17 protein-coding genes are annotated in these 19,829 nt (G+C 61.5%); 14 read left to right on the top strand and 3 right to left on the bottom strand.

The window, feature by feature from the left end:
• The first annotated feature begins 51 nt into the window (after window positions 1-51).
• The 4 genes from AC1RTQ_RS13210 (at window position 52) to AC1RTQ_RS13225 (ending at window position 4,931) form a co-directional block, all read left to right on the top strand.
• Window positions 52-918, top strand: a complete 867-nt coding sequence (locus AC1RTQ_RS13210; protein ID WP_492876348.1) for a beta-keto acid cleavage family enzyme — start codon at window positions 52-54, stop codon at window positions 916-918.
• Window positions 919-936: 18 nt separating this feature from the next.
• The gene (locus tag AC1RTQ_RS13215; RefSeq protein ID WP_492876350.1) at window positions 937-2,478 is read left to right on the top strand and encodes a class I adenylate-forming enzyme family protein; all 1,542 of its coding nucleotides are present in this window, start codon (window positions 937-939) and stop codon (window positions 2,476-2,478) included.
• The gene (locus tag AC1RTQ_RS13220) at window positions 2,475-3,278 is read left to right on the top strand and encodes an SDR family oxidoreductase (RefSeq protein ID WP_492876352.1); all 804 of its coding nucleotides are present in this window, start codon (window positions 2,475-2,477) and stop codon (window positions 3,276-3,278) included. The genes AC1RTQ_RS13215 and AC1RTQ_RS13220 overlap by 4 nt, the downstream gene beginning before the upstream one ends.
• Window positions 3,279-3,341: 63 nt before the next feature.
• Window positions 3,342-4,931 carry a class I adenylate-forming enzyme family protein gene (locus AC1RTQ_RS13225; RefSeq protein ID WP_492876354.1) on the top strand — a complete coding sequence of 530 codons (1,590 nt, stop codon included), beginning with the start codon at window positions 3,342-3,344 and terminating at the stop codon, window positions 4,929-4,931.
• 48 nt (window positions 4,932-4,979) lie between these two features.
• Here the strand turns inward: AC1RTQ_RS13225 and AC1RTQ_RS13230 are convergent, their stop codons facing one another.
• Window positions 4,980-5,780 (bottom strand): SDR family oxidoreductase, encoded by an 801-nt coding sequence (locus AC1RTQ_RS13230; RefSeq protein WP_492876356.1) that lies wholly within the window; start codon window positions 5,778-5,780, stop codon window positions 4,980-4,982.
• Window positions 5,781-6,090: 310 nt separating this feature from the next.
• On the opposite strand from AC1RTQ_RS13230, the gene AC1RTQ_RS13235 reads away from it, so the two are divergent.
• From AC1RTQ_RS13235 to AC1RTQ_RS13245, 3 genes are read left to right on the top strand one after another with little or no spacing between them, the layout of a single operon-like run.
• The gene (locus tag AC1RTQ_RS13235; RefSeq protein ID WP_492876358.1) at window positions 6,091-6,840 is read left to right on the top strand and encodes an SDR family NAD(P)-dependent oxidoreductase; all 750 of its coding nucleotides are present in this window, start codon (window positions 6,091-6,093) and stop codon (window positions 6,838-6,840) included.
• Window positions 6,841-6,849: 9 nt separating this feature from the next.
• A complete protein-coding gene (locus AC1RTQ_RS13240; RefSeq protein WP_492876360.1) occupies window positions 6,850-8,313 on the top strand; it encodes a flavin-containing monooxygenase in 1,464 nt (487 codons plus the stop codon).
• Between the two features lie 56 nt (window positions 8,314-8,369).
• On the top strand, window positions 8,370-9,311 hold the full coding sequence (locus AC1RTQ_RS13245) for an alpha/beta hydrolase (protein ID WP_492876362.1): 942 nt from the start codon (window positions 8,370-8,372) through the stop codon (window positions 9,309-9,311).
• Window positions 9,312-9,569: 258 nt separating this feature from the next.
• On the opposite strand, the gene AC1RTQ_RS13250 is transcribed toward AC1RTQ_RS13245, so the two are convergent.
• Both AC1RTQ_RS13250 and AC1RTQ_RS13255 read right to left on the bottom strand, forming a co-directional pair.
• A complete protein-coding gene (locus AC1RTQ_RS13250) occupies window positions 9,570-11,576 on the bottom strand; it encodes a peptidase U32 family protein (protein ID WP_492876364.1) in 2,007 nt (668 codons plus the stop codon).
• A 59-nt stretch (window positions 11,577-11,635) separates the two neighbouring features.
• Window positions 11,636-12,370 carry an NUDIX hydrolase gene (locus tag AC1RTQ_RS13255; RefSeq protein ID WP_492876366.1) on the bottom strand — a complete coding sequence of 245 codons (735 nt, stop codon included), beginning with the start codon at window positions 12,368-12,370 and terminating at the stop codon, window positions 11,636-11,638.
• A gap of 246 nt (window positions 12,371-12,616) precedes the next feature.
• On the opposite strand from AC1RTQ_RS13255, the gene AC1RTQ_RS13260 reads away from it, so the two are divergent.
• From AC1RTQ_RS13260 to AC1RTQ_RS13290, 7 genes are all read left to right on the top strand, one after another.
• Entirely contained in the window at window positions 12,617-13,168 is a 552-nt protein-coding gene (locus AC1RTQ_RS13260; RefSeq protein WP_302091301.1) for an RNA 2'-phosphotransferase, read from the top strand.
• Window positions 13,165-13,788: a 5' nucleotidase, NT5C type gene (locus AC1RTQ_RS13265; RefSeq protein ID WP_492876368.1), complete on the top strand. Its 624-nt coding sequence runs from the start codon at window positions 13,165-13,167 to the stop codon at window positions 13,786-13,788. Before AC1RTQ_RS13260 ends, AC1RTQ_RS13265 begins: the two co-directional genes overlap by 4 nt.
• The gene (gene ybiA / locus AC1RTQ_RS13270) at window positions 13,785-14,354 is read left to right on the top strand and encodes a riboflavin biosynthesis intermediates N-glycosidase (RefSeq protein ID WP_492876369.1); all 570 of its coding nucleotides are present in this window, start codon (window positions 13,785-13,787) and stop codon (window positions 14,352-14,354) included. Before AC1RTQ_RS13265 ends, ybiA begins: the two co-directional genes overlap by 4 nt.
• Window positions 14,351-15,262 carry an ADP-ribosylglycohydrolase family protein gene (locus tag AC1RTQ_RS13275; protein ID WP_492876370.1) on the top strand — a complete coding sequence of 304 codons (912 nt, stop codon included), beginning with the start codon at window positions 14,351-14,353 and terminating at the stop codon, window positions 15,260-15,262. The genes ybiA and AC1RTQ_RS13275 overlap by 4 nt, the downstream gene beginning before the upstream one ends.
• A 483-nt stretch (window positions 15,263-15,745) precedes the next feature.
• A complete protein-coding gene (locus AC1RTQ_RS13280) occupies window positions 15,746-16,933 on the top strand; it encodes a branched-chain amino acid ABC transporter substrate-binding protein (RefSeq protein ID WP_492876371.1) in 1,188 nt (395 codons plus the stop codon).
• Between the two features lie 60 nt (window positions 16,934-16,993).
• Window positions 16,994-18,367 (top strand): tRNA adenosine(34) deaminase TadA, encoded by a 1,374-nt coding sequence (tadA, locus tag AC1RTQ_RS13285; protein WP_492876372.1) that lies wholly within the window; start codon window positions 16,994-16,996, stop codon window positions 18,365-18,367.
• Window positions 18,368-18,662: 295 nt separating this feature from the next.
• The gene (locus AC1RTQ_RS13290) at window positions 18,663-19,697 is read left to right on the top strand and encodes an LD-carboxypeptidase (protein ID WP_302093100.1); all 1,035 of its coding nucleotides are present in this window, start codon (window positions 18,663-18,665) and stop codon (window positions 19,695-19,697) included.
• Window positions 19,698-19,829 lie beyond the last annotated feature (132 nt).

Raw genomic sequence — 19,829 nt, forward strand, 5'->3', positions numbered from 1 at the left:
GCCTGAAACGCTTATGTGTAAAGCGTTGTCAGCTTCTATTAAAGGAGCAATATGTCCGATAAAGCCATTATTACCTGTTCCATTACCGGGGTGCTGACCGACCCGAATCAGCATCATGTGCCCGTGACACCAGAGCAACTGGCGCAGGAAGCACGCCGGGCCTATGACGCGGGCGCATCGGTGGTGCATGTCCACTTCAGGCGCCAGGAGGAGGGCAAGGGTCATCTGCCCAGCTGGGACCCGGCAGTGGCCAGGGCCTGCGTGGATGCCATGCGCGCAGCCTGCCCCGAGCTCATCATCAATCAGACCACCGGGGTGGTCGGCCCCGATTACCGGGGACCGCTGGACTGTCTGCGTGCCACGCGACCCGAGATGGCGGCCTGCAATGCGGGCTCGCTCAACTATCTCAAAACCCGCAGCAATGGAAGCTGGGCCTGGCCGCCGATGCTGTTCGACAATCAGCCCGCAAAGGTGCAGGACTTTCTCGATGTGATGGCCGAGACCCACACTCTGCCCGAGTTCGAGTGCTTTGACGTGGGCATCGTGCGCTGCGTGGGCATGTATGTGGAAACCGGCATGTACCGAGGCCTGCCCGAATACAACTTCGTGATGGGGGTGGAGTCCGGCATGCCGGCAGACCCCGATCTGCTGCCTATCCTGCTCAGGCTCAAGATCAAGGATGCGCCCTGGCAGACCACGCTGATCGGGCGCAGCGAGATCTGGCCCACCCATCTGCGCACGGCCGAGCTCGGCGGACATCTGCGCAGCGGGCTGGAAGACACTTTCTATCTGCCGGACGGCAGCAAGGTCGCATCCAACGCTCCGCTGATCGAGCAGCTGGCGCGCTATGCGCGTGATGTGGGCCGTGAAGTCGCCACTCCCAGGGAGGCCAGGCAGATGCTGCACCTGGCGGCCTGAATCGGGGAGAAGTTGCAGATGAACACTTGCCCTCCTCCTCGGACCGTGGCGCAGGCACTGGCGCAGACCGTGGCCGCCCATCCCCACAGGGATGCCTATATCGACCAGGGGCGCAGCTACAGCTGGCAGCAGGTGGATGTCATGGCCAGCGCCTGGGCTGCCCATCTGTCCTCGCTGGGCCTGCGGCCCGGTGAACGCATCGGCATCATCCTGCCCAACGGTCTGCCCTGGGTGCTGAGCTATCTGGCCGCGTCGAAGACGGGGCTGGTCGTGGTGGGCCTCAGCGTCCGATACCGGGACGCCGAGCTGGACTTCATGCTGCAGGACAGCCAGGTCAAGGCCGTGCTTGCGCCGCGCGAGTTTGCTGGTTTCGACTACCAGCGCTATCTGGCGCAGGCCCGTCGGCGTTTTGCGGCGCTGGAGCACTTGTTGTGGGTGGATGAAGGATTCGAGCAATCGCTGCAGTCCGGCGCGAAAGTCTTGCATGAAGGCACCGGTCCTGAACCGGATGACCTGCTGATGATCATCTACACCTCCGGCACCACAGGCCGGCCCAAGGCGGCGGGGCTGACGCATCGCTCCCAGTTGGGCGCAGCGCTGGCGCAGCACGCGCATGTGAGGGCTGTGGTGGACGATATGGTGCAGCTGGCCATGCCGCTCAACCATGTGGGTGGCATTACCTGCGGCGTGTTGACCATGCTGCTGGCGGGCGGCACCTGCGAGCTGGTGCCCATGTTCAGCCCCGAGGCCGTCTGGAAGATGGCGCACCGGCATCCGCCGACCTGGCTGGTGGGCGTGCCAACCATGCTGACACTGCTGCTCATGCATCCGCTTCTGGCGGAGGTTGACATGAGCCGGCTGCGCCTGATCGTGGTGGGTGGATCCAATGTGGAGCCAGTCTTGCTGCAGCGGCTGCAGCAGCAGTTTCCGGGCGTGAGCATCATGAATCTCTACGGTCTGTCCGAGACTTCGGGGGCCATCGTGATGACGCCCTGGCAGGCGGATCAGCAGGCCCTGCTGCACAGCATAGGCAAGCCGCTGCAAGGGGCGCAGCTGCGCGTGGCGGGGGCTGATGGAGAGGAGCTGCGAAGTGGCGAGGTGGGGGAGCTGTGGTTTCGCGGTGCGGGGGCGATTCCGGCCTATGTGGGGCAGCAGCAGGACGAAGAGGCGTTTGCCGGCGGCTGGCTGCATTCGGGGGATCTGGGGCTTGTCGATGAGCGGGGCCTGGTCTACCTCAAGGGGCGGCAAAAAGACATGTTCATACAGGGCGGCTTCAACGTCTATCCCAGCGAGGTGGAGAGCGTGATTGCCGGTCATGCAGGCGTGCTGATGGTCGCCGGCATCGGCGTGCCGGACCCCGTGCTGGGGGAGGTGGGGCGCTACTACATCGTGATCAGACCTGGTGCCAGCGTGAGCGAGGAGGAGCTGCTCGCGCATTGCCGCCAGCAGCTCGCTGACTACAAGCTGCCGCGCCAGCTGGTGTTTCGCACCGAATTGCCGTTGACCCCGGCAGGAAAGATCCAGAAAGCCCTGTTGCGAGCAGAGGAGTGCTGTTCATGAATGTTCAATTTGATTTTTCAGGTCGCCATGTGATGGTGTTTGGCGGCACCACAGGCATCAACCTGGGCATTGCCCAGCACTACGCGATGGCAGGAGCCAGGGTCTCGGTCGCCAGCCGCAAGCAGGCCAATGTGGATGCGGCCCTGGCGACGCTGGGGGCGCAAGCCTTTGGCGTGGTGGCCGATGTGCGCGATGAGCAAGCGGTGGGCGCAGCGCTGGCGCGGGCCGTGGCCTGCCATGGGCCGCTCGACGTGCTGGTGTCTGGCGCAGCCGGCAACTTCCTCGCCCCTGCAGAGCAGATGTCGTCCAACGCCTTCAAGGTGGTGCTGGACATCGATCTGCTGGGCAGCTTTCATGTTGCGCGTCAGGCACTGGTGCACCTGCGGCAATCGGGAGCGAGCCTGATCTTCATCACCGCGCCGCAGTCCACCGTGCCCATGATGTACCAGGCCCATGTCTGCGCGGCCAAGGCTGGAGTGGACCATCTGGCGCGGGTGCTGGCGCTGGAGTGGGGTGCCAGGGGCATTCGTGTGAACGCCATTTCCCCCGGACCCATCGAGGGCACGGAAGGCATGCGCCGGCTGGCCCCGCAGGGGGCAGAAGGAGACGCTCTGGTGTGCAGCATGGTGCCGCTGGGGCGCATGGGCACGACTGCAGATATTGCCCGGCTGGCGATGTTTCTGGGCAGCGATGCGGCCAGCTACATCTCCGGCACGGTCATTGCCTGTGACGGCGGGGCGCAGGGCCAGCTCTCGCCCATGGTTGCCGCTGCCGCCATGGCAATGCCGAAGCAGGATTAGAGACACAACAAGAAAAAGCGTGGGTTATGGGTTCCGGGTTGCACACTATCAAGGAGACAAACCATGATCGAGATGAGTCTGACGAAGGAGGCACGGCGTATCCGGCGCATTGCGCTGGGCGACCTGCTCTACCGCAGTGCGCGCAAGTTTGGCCGCCGCACGGCGCTGGTCGATGGTGCTGAGCGCATCAGCTATGCCGAGCTGGATGCACGAAGCTCGCGCTTCGCGCATTATTTGCTGTCGACGCTGGGGCCGGGCAAGCAGATCGGCATGCTGTGCGCCAATTCCATAGACATGGTGGTGGCCTGCAACGCCATTCACAAAGCGGGTCAGGTGTGGGTGCCCGTCAATATCAAGCTGGAGGTATCGAGCATCGACTACATCCTGCGGCATGCTGAGGTGTCGGCAGTGGTGCTCGATCAGGAGTTGCTGGCCCTGCCCGGACTGGCCGAAATTCTGCAGCAATTGCAAGTGCCGCTCATCATCGCGCGCCTGCAAATGTCGCAGGTGCAGCAAGGACTGCCGGGCATATCGTTGACACAGGCCGAAGCAGGCCAGTCCGATGCTTTGCCGGAGATTGACATTGACGACAACCAGGCGGCCTTGCTCATGTACACCAGCGGCACCACGGGCAATCCCAAAGGCGTCGTGCATTCCCATCTGTCGGTCTATGCGGCGGTCAAGGGCAATATCGACGAGATGAAATATGGCGAGGCCGATGTGCTCAGCGGCTGGTTGCCCCTGTTTCATTGCGCCCAGCATGCGCTGGTGCAGACTGCGCTGGCGGCAGGCGCTTGCACCGTGCTCACGCGACAGTTTGTGCCGGCGGAGGTGGGGCAGCTGGTGATGAAGGAAGGCGTGACGATCTTTGTCGGGCTGCCCCTGATGTATGCAGCGGTGCTGGCCGATCCGGGTTTTGCGCCCACCACGATCCGGCAATGCATCTATGCCATGGCTCCGATTCCCAAACCCTTGATCGCCCAGATTGCGCAGCGCATGTGCCGCAATATCTCTCTGGCCACGGGGCAGACCGAGATATATCCGGCCACCATGACTTTCTACCCCTTGCTCAATGCCGAATGCGATGCCAATTTCTGGGGGCGCTCTCTGACCACTTGCGAGACCGCCGTTATGGATGATGCAGGCAATCTGCTGGGATCCTGCCAGGTCGGCGAGATCGTGCATCGCGGCCCCAATGCCATGCTGGGTTATTTCAAGGACCCCAAGGCGACGGCCGAGGCACAGAAGTTTGGCTGGCACCATACCGGCGATCTGGGCATGTGGGACGAGCAGGGCCGCATGGAGTTCATAGATCGCAAAAAGGACATGATCAAGACCGGCGGCGAGAACGTCGCCAGCGTGAAGGTTGAGGCCGTGGTGCTGGCCCATCCCGAGATCGCGGCCGCTGCCGTCTTCGGCTTGCCGCACCCGCGTTGGAGCGAGGCGGTCTGCGCATTTGTGATGCGCAAGCCCGGAACCTCGGTCGATGCTGATTCGGTGCTTGCTCACTGTCGTCAGCATCTGGGGGGCTTTGAAGTGCCAAAGCTTGTGCACTTTGTCGATGCCTTCCCTTCCACGGCAACAGGCAAGGTACAGAAGAACGTGATGCGCAGGCAGTTCGAGCAGATTGCCAGGGATCTATGGGGGGAGTGATGCTCGCCGTGGATTGAAAAAGGCCGACGATAGCTGGCCTTTCTGTCATCATTCCACGGTTTCCTGTGCCCAGGCAAAGACGGGAGGAGTGCGTTCGGCAATGACCTTGTTGCGAGCCTCCAGCAAGGGGTAGAGCATTTCCGGCTGGGGAACAATCCAGTATTCGCCGCGTTCGATCGCCGCAAAAACCAGGCTGGCAAACTCGTCGCTGCCCAGACCGTTTGCATCAAGCAGATGACTCATCATGCCGTGAAACTGGGCCGATGCGGCGGATGGTGCTTCTCGGAAGATAGCAGTCTTGACCGGACCAGGAGCCAACAGCGAGACCTTGATATGCGGGGTCAGAGCGGCCAGCTCGCTGGCCAGACTTTCGGTCAACGCCACCACGGCAAATTTGGTGGCCGAGTAGGGGGCCATCAGCGGGCTCGGCAAAAAACCACCGATTGATGCTGTATTGATGATGCGTGCGGGCCTGTCTGCCCTGAGCAGGCGTGGCACAAAAGCGCGCAGGCCGTTGACGATGCCGTTGACATTGACCTGCCAGGCTTGCTGCCATTGGGCATCGCTGATCTCCCAGCTATTGCCGGTGCTGAGAACGCCTGCGTTGTTGAAAAGCAGATCGACCTGACCGAAAGCTGCATAGGCCTTGTCGGCCAGCGCATCCAGCGACGCCTGGCTGGTGACATCGGTGGCCACGGCCAATGCCTGATCTCCCAGCTCCAGCGCGACTTTTTCAAGGCCGGTCTGGTCGCGGTCTGCAACCACGACCTTCATTCCAAGAGAGACTGCCTTTTTGGCAAGGCCTGCACCAATTCCACTGGCGGCGCCGGTGATGACTGCAACTTTCATGATTTCCTCATTGGCTAAATACGAATGAATTAAAGCACTCCCAGCGTATTTGTATTTCTCACGAATTCCCGCTTGACAGTTATTGAAGGTGTTTACAGTCTTTATTAATTGACTAAATGCAAATACTTGCTTGACATATAAAAAACCTGGGCACAGTACGTCCGAATGAATTAATGGTTTTCACTAGGGACTGTAAACACAAACTTATTTTGTAAAGAGGAAAAATCAGAGTGATTTGAATTTGAAAATAACCAAGAATCTCAATTCCCATCGCCAATTGGTGGCGGTCAGTCAGTATTGAGGTTTGAAAATGAATTCATTCATCGGTGGTTTGGAAGGAAAAGTGGTTCTGGTCACAGGTGGTGCCTCGGGCATTGGCCTGGCCAGTGCCCAGGCCCTTGCCTCCAGCGGGGCCAAGGTGGTGTGCGCTGATCTGCAGCAAAGCCAGGATTTGCCGCAGGGTTGCGAATTTCGCAAGCTCGACGTGAGCAGCGAGAAGCTGACCAATGAGCTGGTTGCTTACATGCTGGACCGCTATGGCCAGATTGATGGGCTGGTGACTTCGGCTGGCATTTCCCGTGTGGGTGATCTGGAGAGCATGCCCTTGCAGGAGTGGGAACAGGTACTGCAGGTCAATTTGACAGGGACCATGCTCAGTGCACGTGCCGTGGCCAGCCACATGAAGCAGCGTGGTCAGGGCTCCATCGTCACCATCGCCAGTATCAACGGCATGCTGGGTAACCCGAGCAATCTGGCCTATTGCACCTCCAAGGGGGCGGTGATCCAGATGGTGCGCAGTCTGGCCGCAGATCTCGGTGCTTACGGCGTGCGGGTCAACAGCATCAGCCCCGGCTATATCCATACGCCCATGACCACCATGCTTGATGAACTGCCTGTAGGCCAGGCTTTCGAGGCCATGCATTTGCTCAAGCGAGCGGGCAAGCCGCAAGAAGTGGGCAATGCCGTGGCATTTTTGCTTTCCGATATTGCTTCATTTATTACCGGGGTCAATCTTCCAGTGGATGGCGGATTCTCTGCAGCCAAAGTAATTAATATTTAAGGAATTCCAATGAAATATGATGTCATAGTGATTGGTTGCGGAATGTCCGGAATTCTGGCTGGTATTCACCTGAAGAATAGCGGGAAGAAGTTCATTATTCTGGAGAAGGCAGGGACATTGGGAGGAACCTGGCGGGATAATACTTATCCAGGCCTGACTTGCGATGTGCCATCTCACGCCTATACCTATTCTTTCGAGCCCAACCCCGAATGGTCTCGGGTACTGCCGCCCGGAGCCGAGATTCAGCAGTATTTCGAAAGCGTGTTCCAGAAATACGGTATTGCCGATTTTTCGCAGTTCGGCACCGAGATCACGCGAGCCGAGTGGACGGGCGATGCCTGGACGCTGCAGGATCAGCATGGCAAGCAATACGAGGGCAAGGTGGTGGTTGCTGCCACCGGTGTGCTGCACCACCCCAACTATCCGCAGATCAAGGGCCTGGAGGAGTTCGAGGGGAACACGATTCACAGTGCGCGCTGGGATCATTCGGTACCGCTGGACGGTAAAAGAATCGCCGTCATCGGCACTGGATCAACGGGCGTGCAAATTGTCTCGGCACTGGCGCCGCGTGCCAAGGTGCGGCATTTTCAGCGCACGGCCCAATGGATTTTCCCGGTCGAGAATCCAGCTTTCAGCGAAGAGCAACGTGCCGAATTCCGCAGCAACCGCGATCTGCTGGTCTATCTGCAGCGCGAACCTACTTATGTGGCCAATGTTGAACGCTTTACCGAGGGTGTGCTGGATCCGAATTCGGAACAGATTCAGGAAATTCAGAAAATCTGCCAGGACAACCTGGATGGCTCTGTTGCAGACGCAGGCCTGCGTGAAAAACTGCAGCCTCATTACCGGGCTGGTTGCAAGCGCCTGATTTACTCGCCCGACTACTACAAGGCGATCCAGCACCCCAACTCCGAGCTGATCACCGAAGCTATTGCCAAGGTCGAGAAAAAGGGAGTGCGTACCAGCGACGGTGTGCTGCATGAGGTGGACGTCATCGTTCTGGCCACGGGATTCAAGACCGACCGCTATGTGCGCCCCATGAATGTGACGGGCCTGAACGGAGCCACGCTGGAGCAGGCCTGGAGCGATGTGCCAACGGCATACAAGTCCATCTCGGTGCCGGGCTTTCCCAACTTTTACTTCATGAACGGGCCGACCTCTCCCGTGGGTAACTTCTCGTTGATCGATACCTCGGAAATGCAGTGGGGCTATATCTCGCAGCTGATAGAGCGTGGCCAGCAAGCCGGTGTGGCAGGGCTTTCGGCCAGGCCCGAGGCCCTGGCTCACTACGACCAGGAGCGCTTGCAGGCCGCCAAAGGCTCGGTCTTCGGCTCGGGTTGCAACAGCTGGTATCTGGATAGAAACGGTGTGCCCAACACCTGGCCTTGGTCGCAGTCGCGCTTCAGGCAGGAGATGAGTGCGCCGGTGTGGCAGGACTATATCCACCACCAGACCGAAGAGCTTGTGGCCTGAGTGCCACCTTGCGCCCGTCCTGGTCGGGCGCGCTCCATCAACTTCAAGGAGACCCAATGCAGATACACCCCGAAATGGCTGCCGTGCTGGAGCAGTTCAAGGATGTTCCGCCCATGGATTTTGTGGCCACTCCGGTGCCCGAAATCCGCAAGCTCATGGACCACATGGCCTTCCCGCCTGCCGACCTGCCCATGCATGAGGTGCGTGAGATCGACATCCCCGGTGGCGACGGCCAGCCGCTCAAGCTGCGCCTGTACCGTCCTGGCACTGCGCAGGCAGCGCCTGTCATGGTCTATTTTCACGGTGGAGGCTGGTGCATAGGCACGCTGGAAACGCATGACAACCTGTGCCGCCACCTGGCGCGCCTGACCGGCATGAATATTGTGTCGGTCGATTACCGTCTGGCTCCCGAGCATGTCTTTCCCGCCGCGCTGGACGACGCCTATGCTGCCACGCGCTGGGTGGCGTTGCATGCGGCCGAGCTGCACTGCGATGCACGGCAGTTGATGGTGGCGGGTGACAGCGCGGGGGGTAATCTGGCCATTGCCACCTGCCTGCGCGCAAAAGAAGACGGCTGGAAAGGCATAGCCCAGCAACTGCTGCTCTATCCCGTCTGCGATGCGCATATGGATGCGCCATCGCATGCGCTTTATGGGCAGGTGCCGTTTCTCACCACCGAAGCCATGGCGGCAATGTGGCGTCACTATCACCCTGCCATGCCTGCACATCCACTGGCCTCCATCATGCAGTACCCCGATCTCGCTGGTTTGCCGGCAGCGGTGCTGGTGACTGCGGAGCTGGACATATTGCGCGACGAAGGAGAGGCCTTTGGCCTGCGCCTTCAGCAGGCTGGCGTGCCCGTTTCCAGCCTTCGTGCGCAAGGCATGTTGCATGGGTTCGCCAACTTCAGCACCCTGGTGCCGGCGGTGGCAAAGTTGCTGCAAGAGGCTTGTTCAAAGCTGACTTTCGGCAAGATATCGGCTGTTGGACAAGCCTGATGCATGCAACTGTTCATGTATACAGTTGTGTGTGATGGATGCCTCAGTTTTATCCCCGCATCATGTGGACGCTCTTGTGGAAAACTATGCTTTCAAGCCTTGAAACCCGCGCCAGATGGTGCTTTGCACGGATTGCCTAAAAAATAGACGATTTACGCGAAGGGATTAAACCGAGGGTTTTCACCAGTGGTTCTCAGTCGGTAAAAAAAGCCCGCCAACCGTTGCCGGTGGCGGGTTTTTGGGGTGGCATGCGCGCGCTCAGGAAGGCTGCTGAGGCGTGGGGCGTGTGCGGTAGAACTGCATGGGAGACTCTTTCATTTCCTTGGCATGCTGGTTGAGCACTGACTTCTTCATCTTGCCCACCACATGCATCTCGCAGGGCTTGCAGTCAAAGCGCAGCGTGAGCTTTTCCTTGCCGTTGATCAGCTGCAGCGGCTCTGCCTTGATGGTGCCCTTGACGCCGATCACGCCCTTGGCCTGCTTGGGACACAGGCTCATCGAGAAGCGCACGCAGTGCTTGGTGATCATCAGCGAGACTTCGCCTTCCTCTTCCTTGCTCTCGTAGGCGGCGTCGATGATCTTCACGCCATGCTTCACATAGAAGTCATGGGCCTTCTGGTTGTAGACATTGGCCAGATAGGTCAGCGTGTCTTCAGGGAAAGGCGCGGGCGGCTCCACGGGCTTGGCGCGGGGCAGGCGCACAAAGCCGTCAGCGCGGGCCTGCTCCAATGCGACCACGGCATCGCGGCGCAGCTGATTGAGCACCGATGCCTGGATAAACCAGGGCTGGCTCAGGTTCAGCGAGATATCGTTCACCTCGAAAACCGTCGCGCCAAAGCGTCCCAGTTGCTCGCGCAGCGAGGCCTGCGCCTTTGCGGCATCGGTAGCGCTCTGGTGTTCCTGGTCAATGGCGGCCGCGCCGACAAAGCCGTCCTCATCGGTCAGCGTCAGCGCGAAGCCCGAAGCGGTCTCCTTGAACTCGGCCCACAGACCGATGCGGCGTTCGCTGGACTTCTTCTCCAGTGTGCGCACCCAGTCCATATCGCGGTTGCGGTTGATTTCCAGGCCCTTGCGCAGGTCCTTGAACTCGGCAATCTCGTTCTTGGGGAAGACACGCCAGATGCCTTTTTTGGCACTCACGCATTCGGCACGGTTGATGTGCACGCCCACCAGTTCCTTTTGCAGATCGTAGTAGCACAGACCGTCGCCGTTGTGCAGCTCGGTGGCCTTGTCGCTGGTTTCGATCTCGAACCATTTGTCGCCGACCTGTGTCACCCAGCCGATCGCACGACCCGGGGTCTTGGGCGTGTCGAAGGCGCCGATGTCATCCTTGCGTCCGTTGACGAAGTAGTCTGTGAACTCGCGGTTGAAATTCTGGTCCGGATCGGGTTCGAACGAGAAAGTGGTGCGGCCTGACGACGAGCGCGCCAGCGGCTGATCGGAGAACTCGCGCTCCTCGATGATTTCGTCTAGCAGTTTGCGGTAATGGGCCGTGATGTTCTTCACATAGCCCATGTCCTTGTAGCGGCCCTCGATCTTGAAGCTGCGCACGCCGGCGTCGATCAGGGCACGCAGATTGTCGCTCTGGTTGTTGTCCTTCATGGACAGCACATGCTTTTCGTGCGCGATGATGCGGCCGCTGGCGTCCGTGACCTCATAGGGCAGGCGGCAGGCCTGGTTGCAGTCGCCGCGGTTGGCGCTGCGACCCGTGTGGGCATGGCTGATGAAGCACTGGCCCGAGTAGGCCACGCACAGTGCGCCATGCACAAAGTATTCGATGGTAGTGCGGGCCGGGTCTGTCGCGGCGCGCACGGCAGCAATCTGCTTCAGATCCAGCTCACGCGCCAGCACGATCTGCGACAGGCCGGCGTCCTGCAGAAAGCGGCCCTTCTCGGGCGTGCGGATATCGGTCTGGGTGGATGCGTGCAGCTGGATGGGGGGCAGGTCCAGTTCCAGCAGACCCATGTCCTGGATGATCAGCGCATCGGCGCCGGCGTTGTAGATCTGCCAGGCCATATCGCGCGCGCCCTGCAGTTCATCGTCGCGCAAGATGGTGTTGAGTGTGATGAAGATGCGGCTGCCGAAGTGGTGGGCATGCTTGATGAGCCGCTCCAGATCGCGGATGTCGTTGCCTGCCGTCGCGCGCGCGCCAAAGGCCGGTCCGCCGATATAGACGGCGTCCGCGCCGTGATTGACGGCTTCGATGCCGATATCGGCGTCGCGCGCCGGGGACAGGAGTTCGAGCTGGTGGGGCAGGAGAGACATAGGGGCAGGATTATCTCAGCAAGCCCCGGTTTCGGCACAGTGGCGGGTAATCGCCTGGTTCAATGGCCGCGTGGGCTGAATGTGCGCGGAAATACCACGGGTCCGCTGCGGTCCGCCAGCCGGTAGCCCATGGCGGGGCGGTTCGACACACCTTCCACATGGCCGGCCTCGACCAGAAAGTTCGCTGCCAGCATGCGGGTGCGGAAGCCGCTTTTGTCCACGCTGCGCCCCAGCACGGTTTCATAGACTTGCTGCAGCTGGGGCAGGGTGAAGGGCTCGCTCAGCAAAAAAGCGGGCAGCGAGGTGTATTCGACCTTGCTGCGCAAACGCTCCACTGCCGCCTGCAAGATGGTGCCATGGTCAAACGCCAGAGCGGGCCGGCGCAGCAATTCATCCACTTCGAACCAGGCCACATCGGCCGCATTGGCGCCTTTCGTCAGTTGCAGCTCATGGGCGGGAATCAGCGCAAAGTACACATGGGTGGCCGACCAGCCACGCGGATCACGCGCCGCACTGCCCCAACTGCCAAGCTGCTCCAGATAGGGGCTGTCCACACCCGTCTTCTCCTTGAGCTTGCGCGCGGCGCAGGCCTGCAGATCGGCATCCAGGTCCACATTCACAAACCCTCCGGGCAGGGCCCAGAGGCCGGGAAACGGGTCGTCTTCATGGCCTGGGCGTTGCACCAGCAATACATTCAGATGGCCCTGGGCAATCGTGAAGATCACCACATCCACCGTGGTGTAGGGGCGGGGAAAGTCCGGCGCTGGCTTGGAGTGACGCTGTGTAACGGTCATGAATCAGGCTTGACTGGATGAATGTTGGGTTGTATTGTACAACTTGCATAAGTTGCTCAATACAACTTATGTCCTGTAGCTGGAGCCCAGACCAAGCATGCAGACGCATGCCAACAAAGCCTGGCCTGGGTTTGCGACAAGGCAGTGGCACCGTGGAAAGTACGACAAGGTCGGGTCCCGGTAGCGCAAGAGCCTGTCATGAGCCAGGCAGGCAGCTTCAAACAAAGAGAAAAAGAGAACAAGAAAATGAAAAACCCAAACACCACCGCTCGCAGCAAGTTCCTCAGCCTGGTGCTCAGGCACAGTCCCGAGACCATAGGACTCAAGCTTGACGAGGCGGGCTGGGCCCAGACCGATGAGCTGCTGGCCTGCCTGGCACGCTCCGGTCGGCCCATCAGTCTGGTGGATCTGCAGACCATGGTGGCTGACAACAACAAGCAACGCTATTCCTTCAGCGCGGATGGCAAGCGCATTCGTGCCAATCAGGGCCACTCCATCAAGGTCGAGCTGGGCCTTGAGGCAAGGCGTCCTCCGGCAGTGCTCTTCCACGGAACGGCCACGCGTTTTCTGGATGCGATTTTTCATGAGGGCCTGAACCGGCAGTCACGCCACCATGTGCATCTTTCCGAAAGCCAGGCAGTGGCTGCTCAGGTCGGCAGTCGCCATGGCAAGCTGGCCCTGCTGCAGGTGGATGCCGCGCGCATGCAGGGCGAGGGCCATGTGTTCTACCGCTCCGACAACGGTGTGTGGCTGACCGATGTCGTCCCTGCCCGGTATCTGCTGAAGCTGGCGCCATGAATGCCTCGGGAATCATCGCCGTCGACGCGGATGGCGTGCTGCTGGACTACAACCTGGCATATGCCTCAGCCTGGGAGCGGGAATTTGGCGAGCGGCCCGCGCTGAAGCGGCCTGACGCCTACTGGGCCATGGACCGCTGGGGTGTTGCCAGCCTGCAGGGCGAGGCCTTGAGCCGCTTTCGCACCAGCTTTGATGCGCAGTTCTGGTCAAGCATTCCCGCGATTGACGGAGCGCTCCAGGCTTGCGAGCAGCTGTGCGCTGCGGGGTATGAGCTGGTCTGCGTGTCGGCGATTCAGCCGCAGTTCGCCGAGGCCCGGCAGGTCAATCTGCGGCGGCTGGGTTTTCCGATCTCGCGTGTGATCGCCACCAGCGGCCGCACTGATCCGGGTCTCAGCCCCAAGGCACAGGCCCTGGCGCAGTTGCAGCCCCTGGCATTTGTCGATGACTTTCTGCCGTATTTCGACGGCGTGGGAGCGCGGATTCACAAGGCGCTGGTGCTGCGCGAGCAAGGTGGGTCACCCAATACGGGGCCGGGTTTGCAGGCCATTGACTCCACGCACGCCACGCTGGCGGACTTTTCCCGTTGGTGGCTGAACCATTATCAAGAAGAACAGACATGAACCGAGATTACGAAATTCGATCCGTAGCCGATCTGGTGGCCCAGCTCGACCAAGGCTACCGCCCCAAATACCTTTGTTTCTGGGGCCATCAAGCCGAAAGGAATGGCTCAGTGGGCAAAGGCTGCCTGAGCCAGTGGTTCTCTGCTCCATTCACTGTGCAGGGGGATCGCTTTGCCACGGCGGAGCATTTCATGATGGCAGGCAAGGCGCGGCTGTTTGGGGACGAAGAGGCGCGCGCGCAGGTGCTGGCTGCGCCGTCTCCGGCCAGTGCCAAGCAGATAGGGCGCAGCGTGCGCAATTTCAACGAGGCACGCTGGAAGGCCGAGTGCTTCGACATTGTGGTGAGCGCCAATGTCGCCAAATTTTCCCAGAACCCGGCCATGGGGGAGTTTCTGCTGAGAACCGGCGAGCGTGTGCTGGTCGAGGCCAGTCCGCGCGACCGCATCTGGGGCATCGGCCTGGGCGCTGCCCATCCCGATGCCGAGCAGCCGCGCAAATGGCATGGACAGAACCTGCTGGGTTTTGCGCTGATGGCCGCACGCGCTCAGTTGAGAGCCGGACAATGAGCACGCTGGACCGTTTTGAAGGCGCTCTGCTGGGCCTGGCTTGTGGCGATGCCGTGGGTACGACGCTGGAGTTTCGGGAGCGCGGAAGCTTTGTGCCGCTGACCGATATGGTGGGGGGCGGGCCTTTTTCACTGAGGGCTGGACAATGGACGGATGACACGTCCATGGCTTTGTGCCTGGCCGAGAGCCTGGTTGTCAAAGAAGGTTGCGACCCCGGGGACCAGATGACGCGCTACGCCAACTGGTATCAGTGGGGTTACTGGAGCTCCACCGGTCACTGCTTTGATATCGGCATGGCAACGCGCGAGGCGATACAGCACTATCTGCGCACCGGCAATGCGCTGGCGGGAAGTGACGATGCGCGCAGCGCCGGCAATGGCTCGCTGATGCGGCTGGCCCCGGTGGCCATGGCGTATGCCCATGATGAGCAAGAGGTGCAGGAGCGGGCGGCGCTGAGCTCTCGCACCACGCATGCGGCTGCCGAGTGTCTGGATGCCTGCCGTCTGTTCGCCGTGGCACTGAGCCGCGCCCTGCGGGGCGCAGACAAGGCGCAGGTGCTGGATCTGGCTGCGCTGCCGTTTGGCAGCCCGCGCATCGCCGAGATTGCACAAGGCAGCTGGCGCAGCAAAAGCCGCGAGCAGATCCAGAGTTCGGGCTATGTGGTGCACAGCCTGGAAGCTGCTTTGTGGTGTTTTGACAGGCTCGATAGCTTTGAAGCCGTCGTGCTGGAGGCAGCCAACCTGGGTGACGATGCCGACACCACTGCGGCCATTGCCGGCCAGATTGCGGGTGCGTTCTGGGGGCGCGGCGGCATTCCTGCGCACTGGCTGGAAAGACTGCATCAGCAGGCCGATATTCGCGCGCTGGCGCAATCGATTTATGCGCTGAATCAGGGGCTGGCCCGATAGATTTTGCGTGGCCATGCGCCCTTCGCGGGACCTGTTCACACCTTGCAAGTAGGTCGCAGGCCCTTGGTTGTTGCAGCGCAGGTCGCGAAAGCCGCACCGGGCCTGCGCGCTCTGCAGGTGCCTGCGGCCGCCGGCCTCCAAAAGGCTTGCCCGGCAGCCAGGAAAGCCGGGCGCAGCGTGCACCACCCCTGTCAACGCGGCACAATCAAGGCGCTGAGTCGGCGACGGTGCGAGGGCAAGGTCGGCCGCTTCAGCCGAAATCCGAAATATACCCAGCAGCCGGAGTCTGTGCTCAACGCCGCAAGAGTCGAGCCTGCTGGGGCTTGCTAGCAATTGCCCCAATGGAGTTCTGTTCCTTAGACTCCAGGGATTGCCCCTTCGCTTGCACATTGAACTGGTATCGCCGGCTTTGCCGCTACGCTTGAGGCTTTGGCCTGGCGTAGGCTTGCATGCCACAGCCTTCCGCTTCATCAAGGAGAAAGCATGTCCATGACTGATCGCTCGGCCCAGAGCCGCCGTGTCCGCACCTCGTGTTCCCTGAGCCTGGCGCTGGTCGCCGTGTCCCTGGCGTCCGCCCATGCAGCGGATGTAGAAAAGCCTCTGGTGGTACGCATCGCCCATGGCGGACCGGTCTCGGGTCCCATCGCAGCCCTGGGCAAGGATGAGGAAAACGGCGTGCGCATGGCGATTGACGAGCTCAACGCCCGCAAGCTGCAGCTGGGCGGCCGCCCCGTGCACTGGAAGCTGGAGGCCGGTGACGATGCGGGCGATCCCGGCCAGGCCACGGCGTTGGCACGCCGTTTCTGCGACAAGAAGGTGGCGGCCGTGGTGGGGCATCTTCAGTCGGGCACCACGCTGCCAGCGGCCAAGATCTACAACGAGTGCGGTATTCCAAACATCACCCCAGCAGCCACCAATCCTGCGATTACCGAGGCCGGCTATGACGACACCTTCCGCGTCATCGCCAATGACCGGGCCATGGTCAATGCCTTGCTGGACTATGCCGTCAAGCACCAGGGCGTCAAACGCATCGCGATCGTGGACGATCGAACAGCCTATGGACAGGGCATCGTCAAGCTGTTTGAGGCCGCAGCTGCCGAGCGCGATGTGCAGATTGTCGACAAGCAGTACACCAGCGACAAGGCCACGCAATTTGCGTCCATTCTCACGGCCATCAAAGGCCGTAAACCCGATGCGATCTTCTTCGGCGGGCTCGATGCGCAGGCTGGTCTCATGCTGCGTCAGATGTCGCAGCTGGCCATGAATCAGATGAAGTTCCTGGGCGGTGATGCGCAATGTTCGGAGCGCCTGCCCGCCATGGCTGACAAGGCGCCGACGCTCAAGAACGTGGTTTGCGTGATGAGCGGCAGCTCTCTGGGCAATATGCCTGGTGGTCTGCTCTGGAAGCAAAAGTACGACCAGCGCTTTCCCGGCCAGTATCAGGTCTACAGCCCTTACGCTTATGACGCGACCATGGTGCTGGCACAGGCCATGCTGAGCGCCGATTCGGCCCAGGCCGAGGCGTATCTGCCGCGCCTGCGCCAGACCCGCCACGACGGGGTGACCGGCACGATTGCCTTTGATTCGCAGGGCGAGCTGCAGAATCCGCGTGTCACGCTCTACGGCTATGACTCCGGCGAGCGCAAGGAACTGGTGATCAGCGGCCATTGAGCGGCGCTGGTCTTTTCAAGCAATTGTCATTCGGGCCTTGTCTGTCAGCCGCATAGAGCTATGAATCTTGATGCTTCCGTGCACGAACACTTCATGCGCCAGGCGCTGGAGCAGGCGCGCTGCGCCGCCGACTGTGGCGAAGTGCCGGTGGGGGCCGTGGTCGTCAAGGACGGGCAGGTCATAGGCCGCGGTCATAACAGCCCGCTCTCTGCCCAGGATCCGACGGCCCATGCCGAGGTGCTGGCTCTGCGCGAAGCAGCTCGGACTCTCGGCAATTACCGGCTTGAGGGCTGCACGCTGTATGTGACGCTGGAGCCTTGCACCATGTGCAGCGGCGCCATGCTGCATGCGCGTGTGGATGCCGTGGTCTATGGTGCGGCCGAACCCAAGACCGGTGCGGCCGGATCGGTGCTCGATGTCTTCGGCTACCCCGCCATCAATCACCAGACGCGGGTGCTGCGCGGTGTGCTGGCCGAGCAATGCTCGGCGCTGATGGCCGAGTTCTTCCAGCTGCGACGCCAGGAAAAAAAGGCGCAGCAGCCGCACCCGCTCAGGGACTGGGCGCTGCGCAATGCCGATGAGGCGTTTGCCGACCTGCCCGCCTGGCCCTGGCAGCCGCAGTGGCGCAGCGACCTGCCGGCGCTGCAGGGCCTGCGTCTGGCGGTGGTCGATGAAGGGCCGCAGGATGCAGCGCTGACCTGGCTGTGTCTGCATGGCAGCCCGGGCTGGGGCTATGGCTTGCGGCATCTGTTGCCCGATTTGCTGGCCGCCGGTCATCGTGTGGTGGTGCCCGATTTGCCGGGCTTTGGCCGCAGCGACCAGCCCAAGAAAGACAAACAGCACAGCGCGCAATGGCATTTGCAAGTCATCGCCGAGCTGATCGAGGCGCTCAACCTGCGGCGGCTGCTACTGCTCGGGCAGGGCGATGGCGGTCGCCTGGGGCTGGCCGTGGCGCAAGCCCTGCCTGAGCGCTTTGCCGGTGCCTGGCTCATCGATACCTGGCCGCTGAGCACGCAGCCAGAGCAGCGTCAGAAATGGTTTGAACAGGCTGCGCGCAAGCCCGGTTGGGATGTGGCCAGGGCCATGGCCGAATTGGAGGGGAGCAGCAATGCCGAAGAGGCCCGCGCCTGGAATGCCCCGTTTGCGCAGCCCGGTCATCGGGCCGCACTCAAGGCGTGGCCCCGCCTGCAGACCGAGCTTGCTGTGCCGCCCGTCGATCTGCTGCAGCAATGGGCGCAGGCCGGCAGGCTGTGGCTGCAGCCCGCAGCCACGCAGCAACCCGTATCTGTCGCGCAATGGCGGGCGGCCTGGCTGCAGGCCGTGCCGCAACTGGCGGCGCAGGCCAGTGTCTGGCGGCAAACCCGGCCTGGCGCTCTGGTTCCTGCAGCACGGCAGGGCGGCGGTGCAGCGGCTGTGGAATACTTTGCGCCGTAGCCCGCTCGGTCAGACCGGCGGAGCAAGCATTTGAACTAGGACTTACGCAAACAAGAATGCAACAAGGGCCCGCCTTCTGAGGCAGTCGCCCGGCCTGAAGCTGTTTTGCGCAAGTCGTATGAACTTCTGAATCTGCGGATTCATCCACTTTTTTTTCGGAGCATGCGGCCGATGGCCGCATGAAAAGGCTTTGGCAACCTCGCGCAAATCCCCTGCATCCACTGCAGCGCCCCAGCAGCAAGATCCGCAGCACCACGCCCAGGCTCACGGGCAGGAACCGTCTGGCGAGGCGCATGTGCATGACGAGCACTGCGGCCACGATCATCATGACCACGTGCACAGCGCCGATGGCAGCTGCTGCGGCCATGATCACAGCCATGGCGGCAAGCATGTCTATATCTATTCGCCCTCGGGTGCGGTGCGCGACAAGGCAGCCTTCAAGCGCGGCATCAAGCAGCTGGAGGCCCTGGGCCACGAGGTGGAGATCGATGCCGATGCACTGGCCAGCAGCCAGCGCTTTGCGGGTGACGACGCCACCCGTCTGGCGGCTATCCATCGCGCCGCCGCCAGCGGAGCCGATGTGGCGCTGATTTCGCGCGGCGGCTACGGTCTCACGCGCATCCTGCCGGGCATCAAGTACAAGACCGTGGCCAAGGCGATTGCCAATGGCACCAAGTTTGTCGGCCTCAGCGACTTCACGGCTTTTCAGCTGGCCATGCTGGCACAGACCGGTTCGGTCACCTGGGCCGGCCCCGCGCTCAATGCCGACTTCGGTGTGGACAGCAAAAAGACGGGCGAGCCCGTGGACGACATCATGCTGGACTGTTTCGAGGACCTGCTCAGCGGCCAGGGCGAGGGCGCGGGCTGGCAGATGCCCAGGATTGGCGAGTTGCCCAATGGCAAGCCCCAGCTCAAGGACTTCTATGTCCCCGGCGGAGCCACCCTGTGGGGCGGCAATCTGGCGGTGCTGGTGTCGCTGCTGGGCACGCCTTACTTCCCGCAGGTCGATGGCGGCATTCTGTTCATCGAAGACGTGGGCGAGCACCCCTACCGGATCGAGCGCATGCTGACGCAACTGCTGCTGGCGGGCGTGCTGCAAAAGCAAAAAGCCGTCGTCTTCGGCCAGTTCACCGAATTCAAGCTCACCACGCATGACAAGGGCTTCAAGCTGCAGACCGTCATCGACTGGCTGCGCATGCAGCTCAAGCGCCCCGTGCTGCAAGGCCTGCCCTTCGGCCATGTGCCCACCAAGGTGCTGCTGCCCGTGGGGGCGCAGGTGTCGCTGTCCGTGGAAGGGCGCGATGCGCTGATCTACTGGGGGCATGTCTGACGGCAGACGGCCGCTGAGGTTGCAGGGGCGTAGTGAACATGGTCTGCGCCTTCTGCTGTGCCTAAGTGATCTCTATTTTGATAGCTTTAAACGCAGGCTGCATATTGGATAAGTGCCGATCTGGCTTGTATT

The organism is Comamonas sp. GW821-FHT11H03 (genome assembly GCF_058807955.1).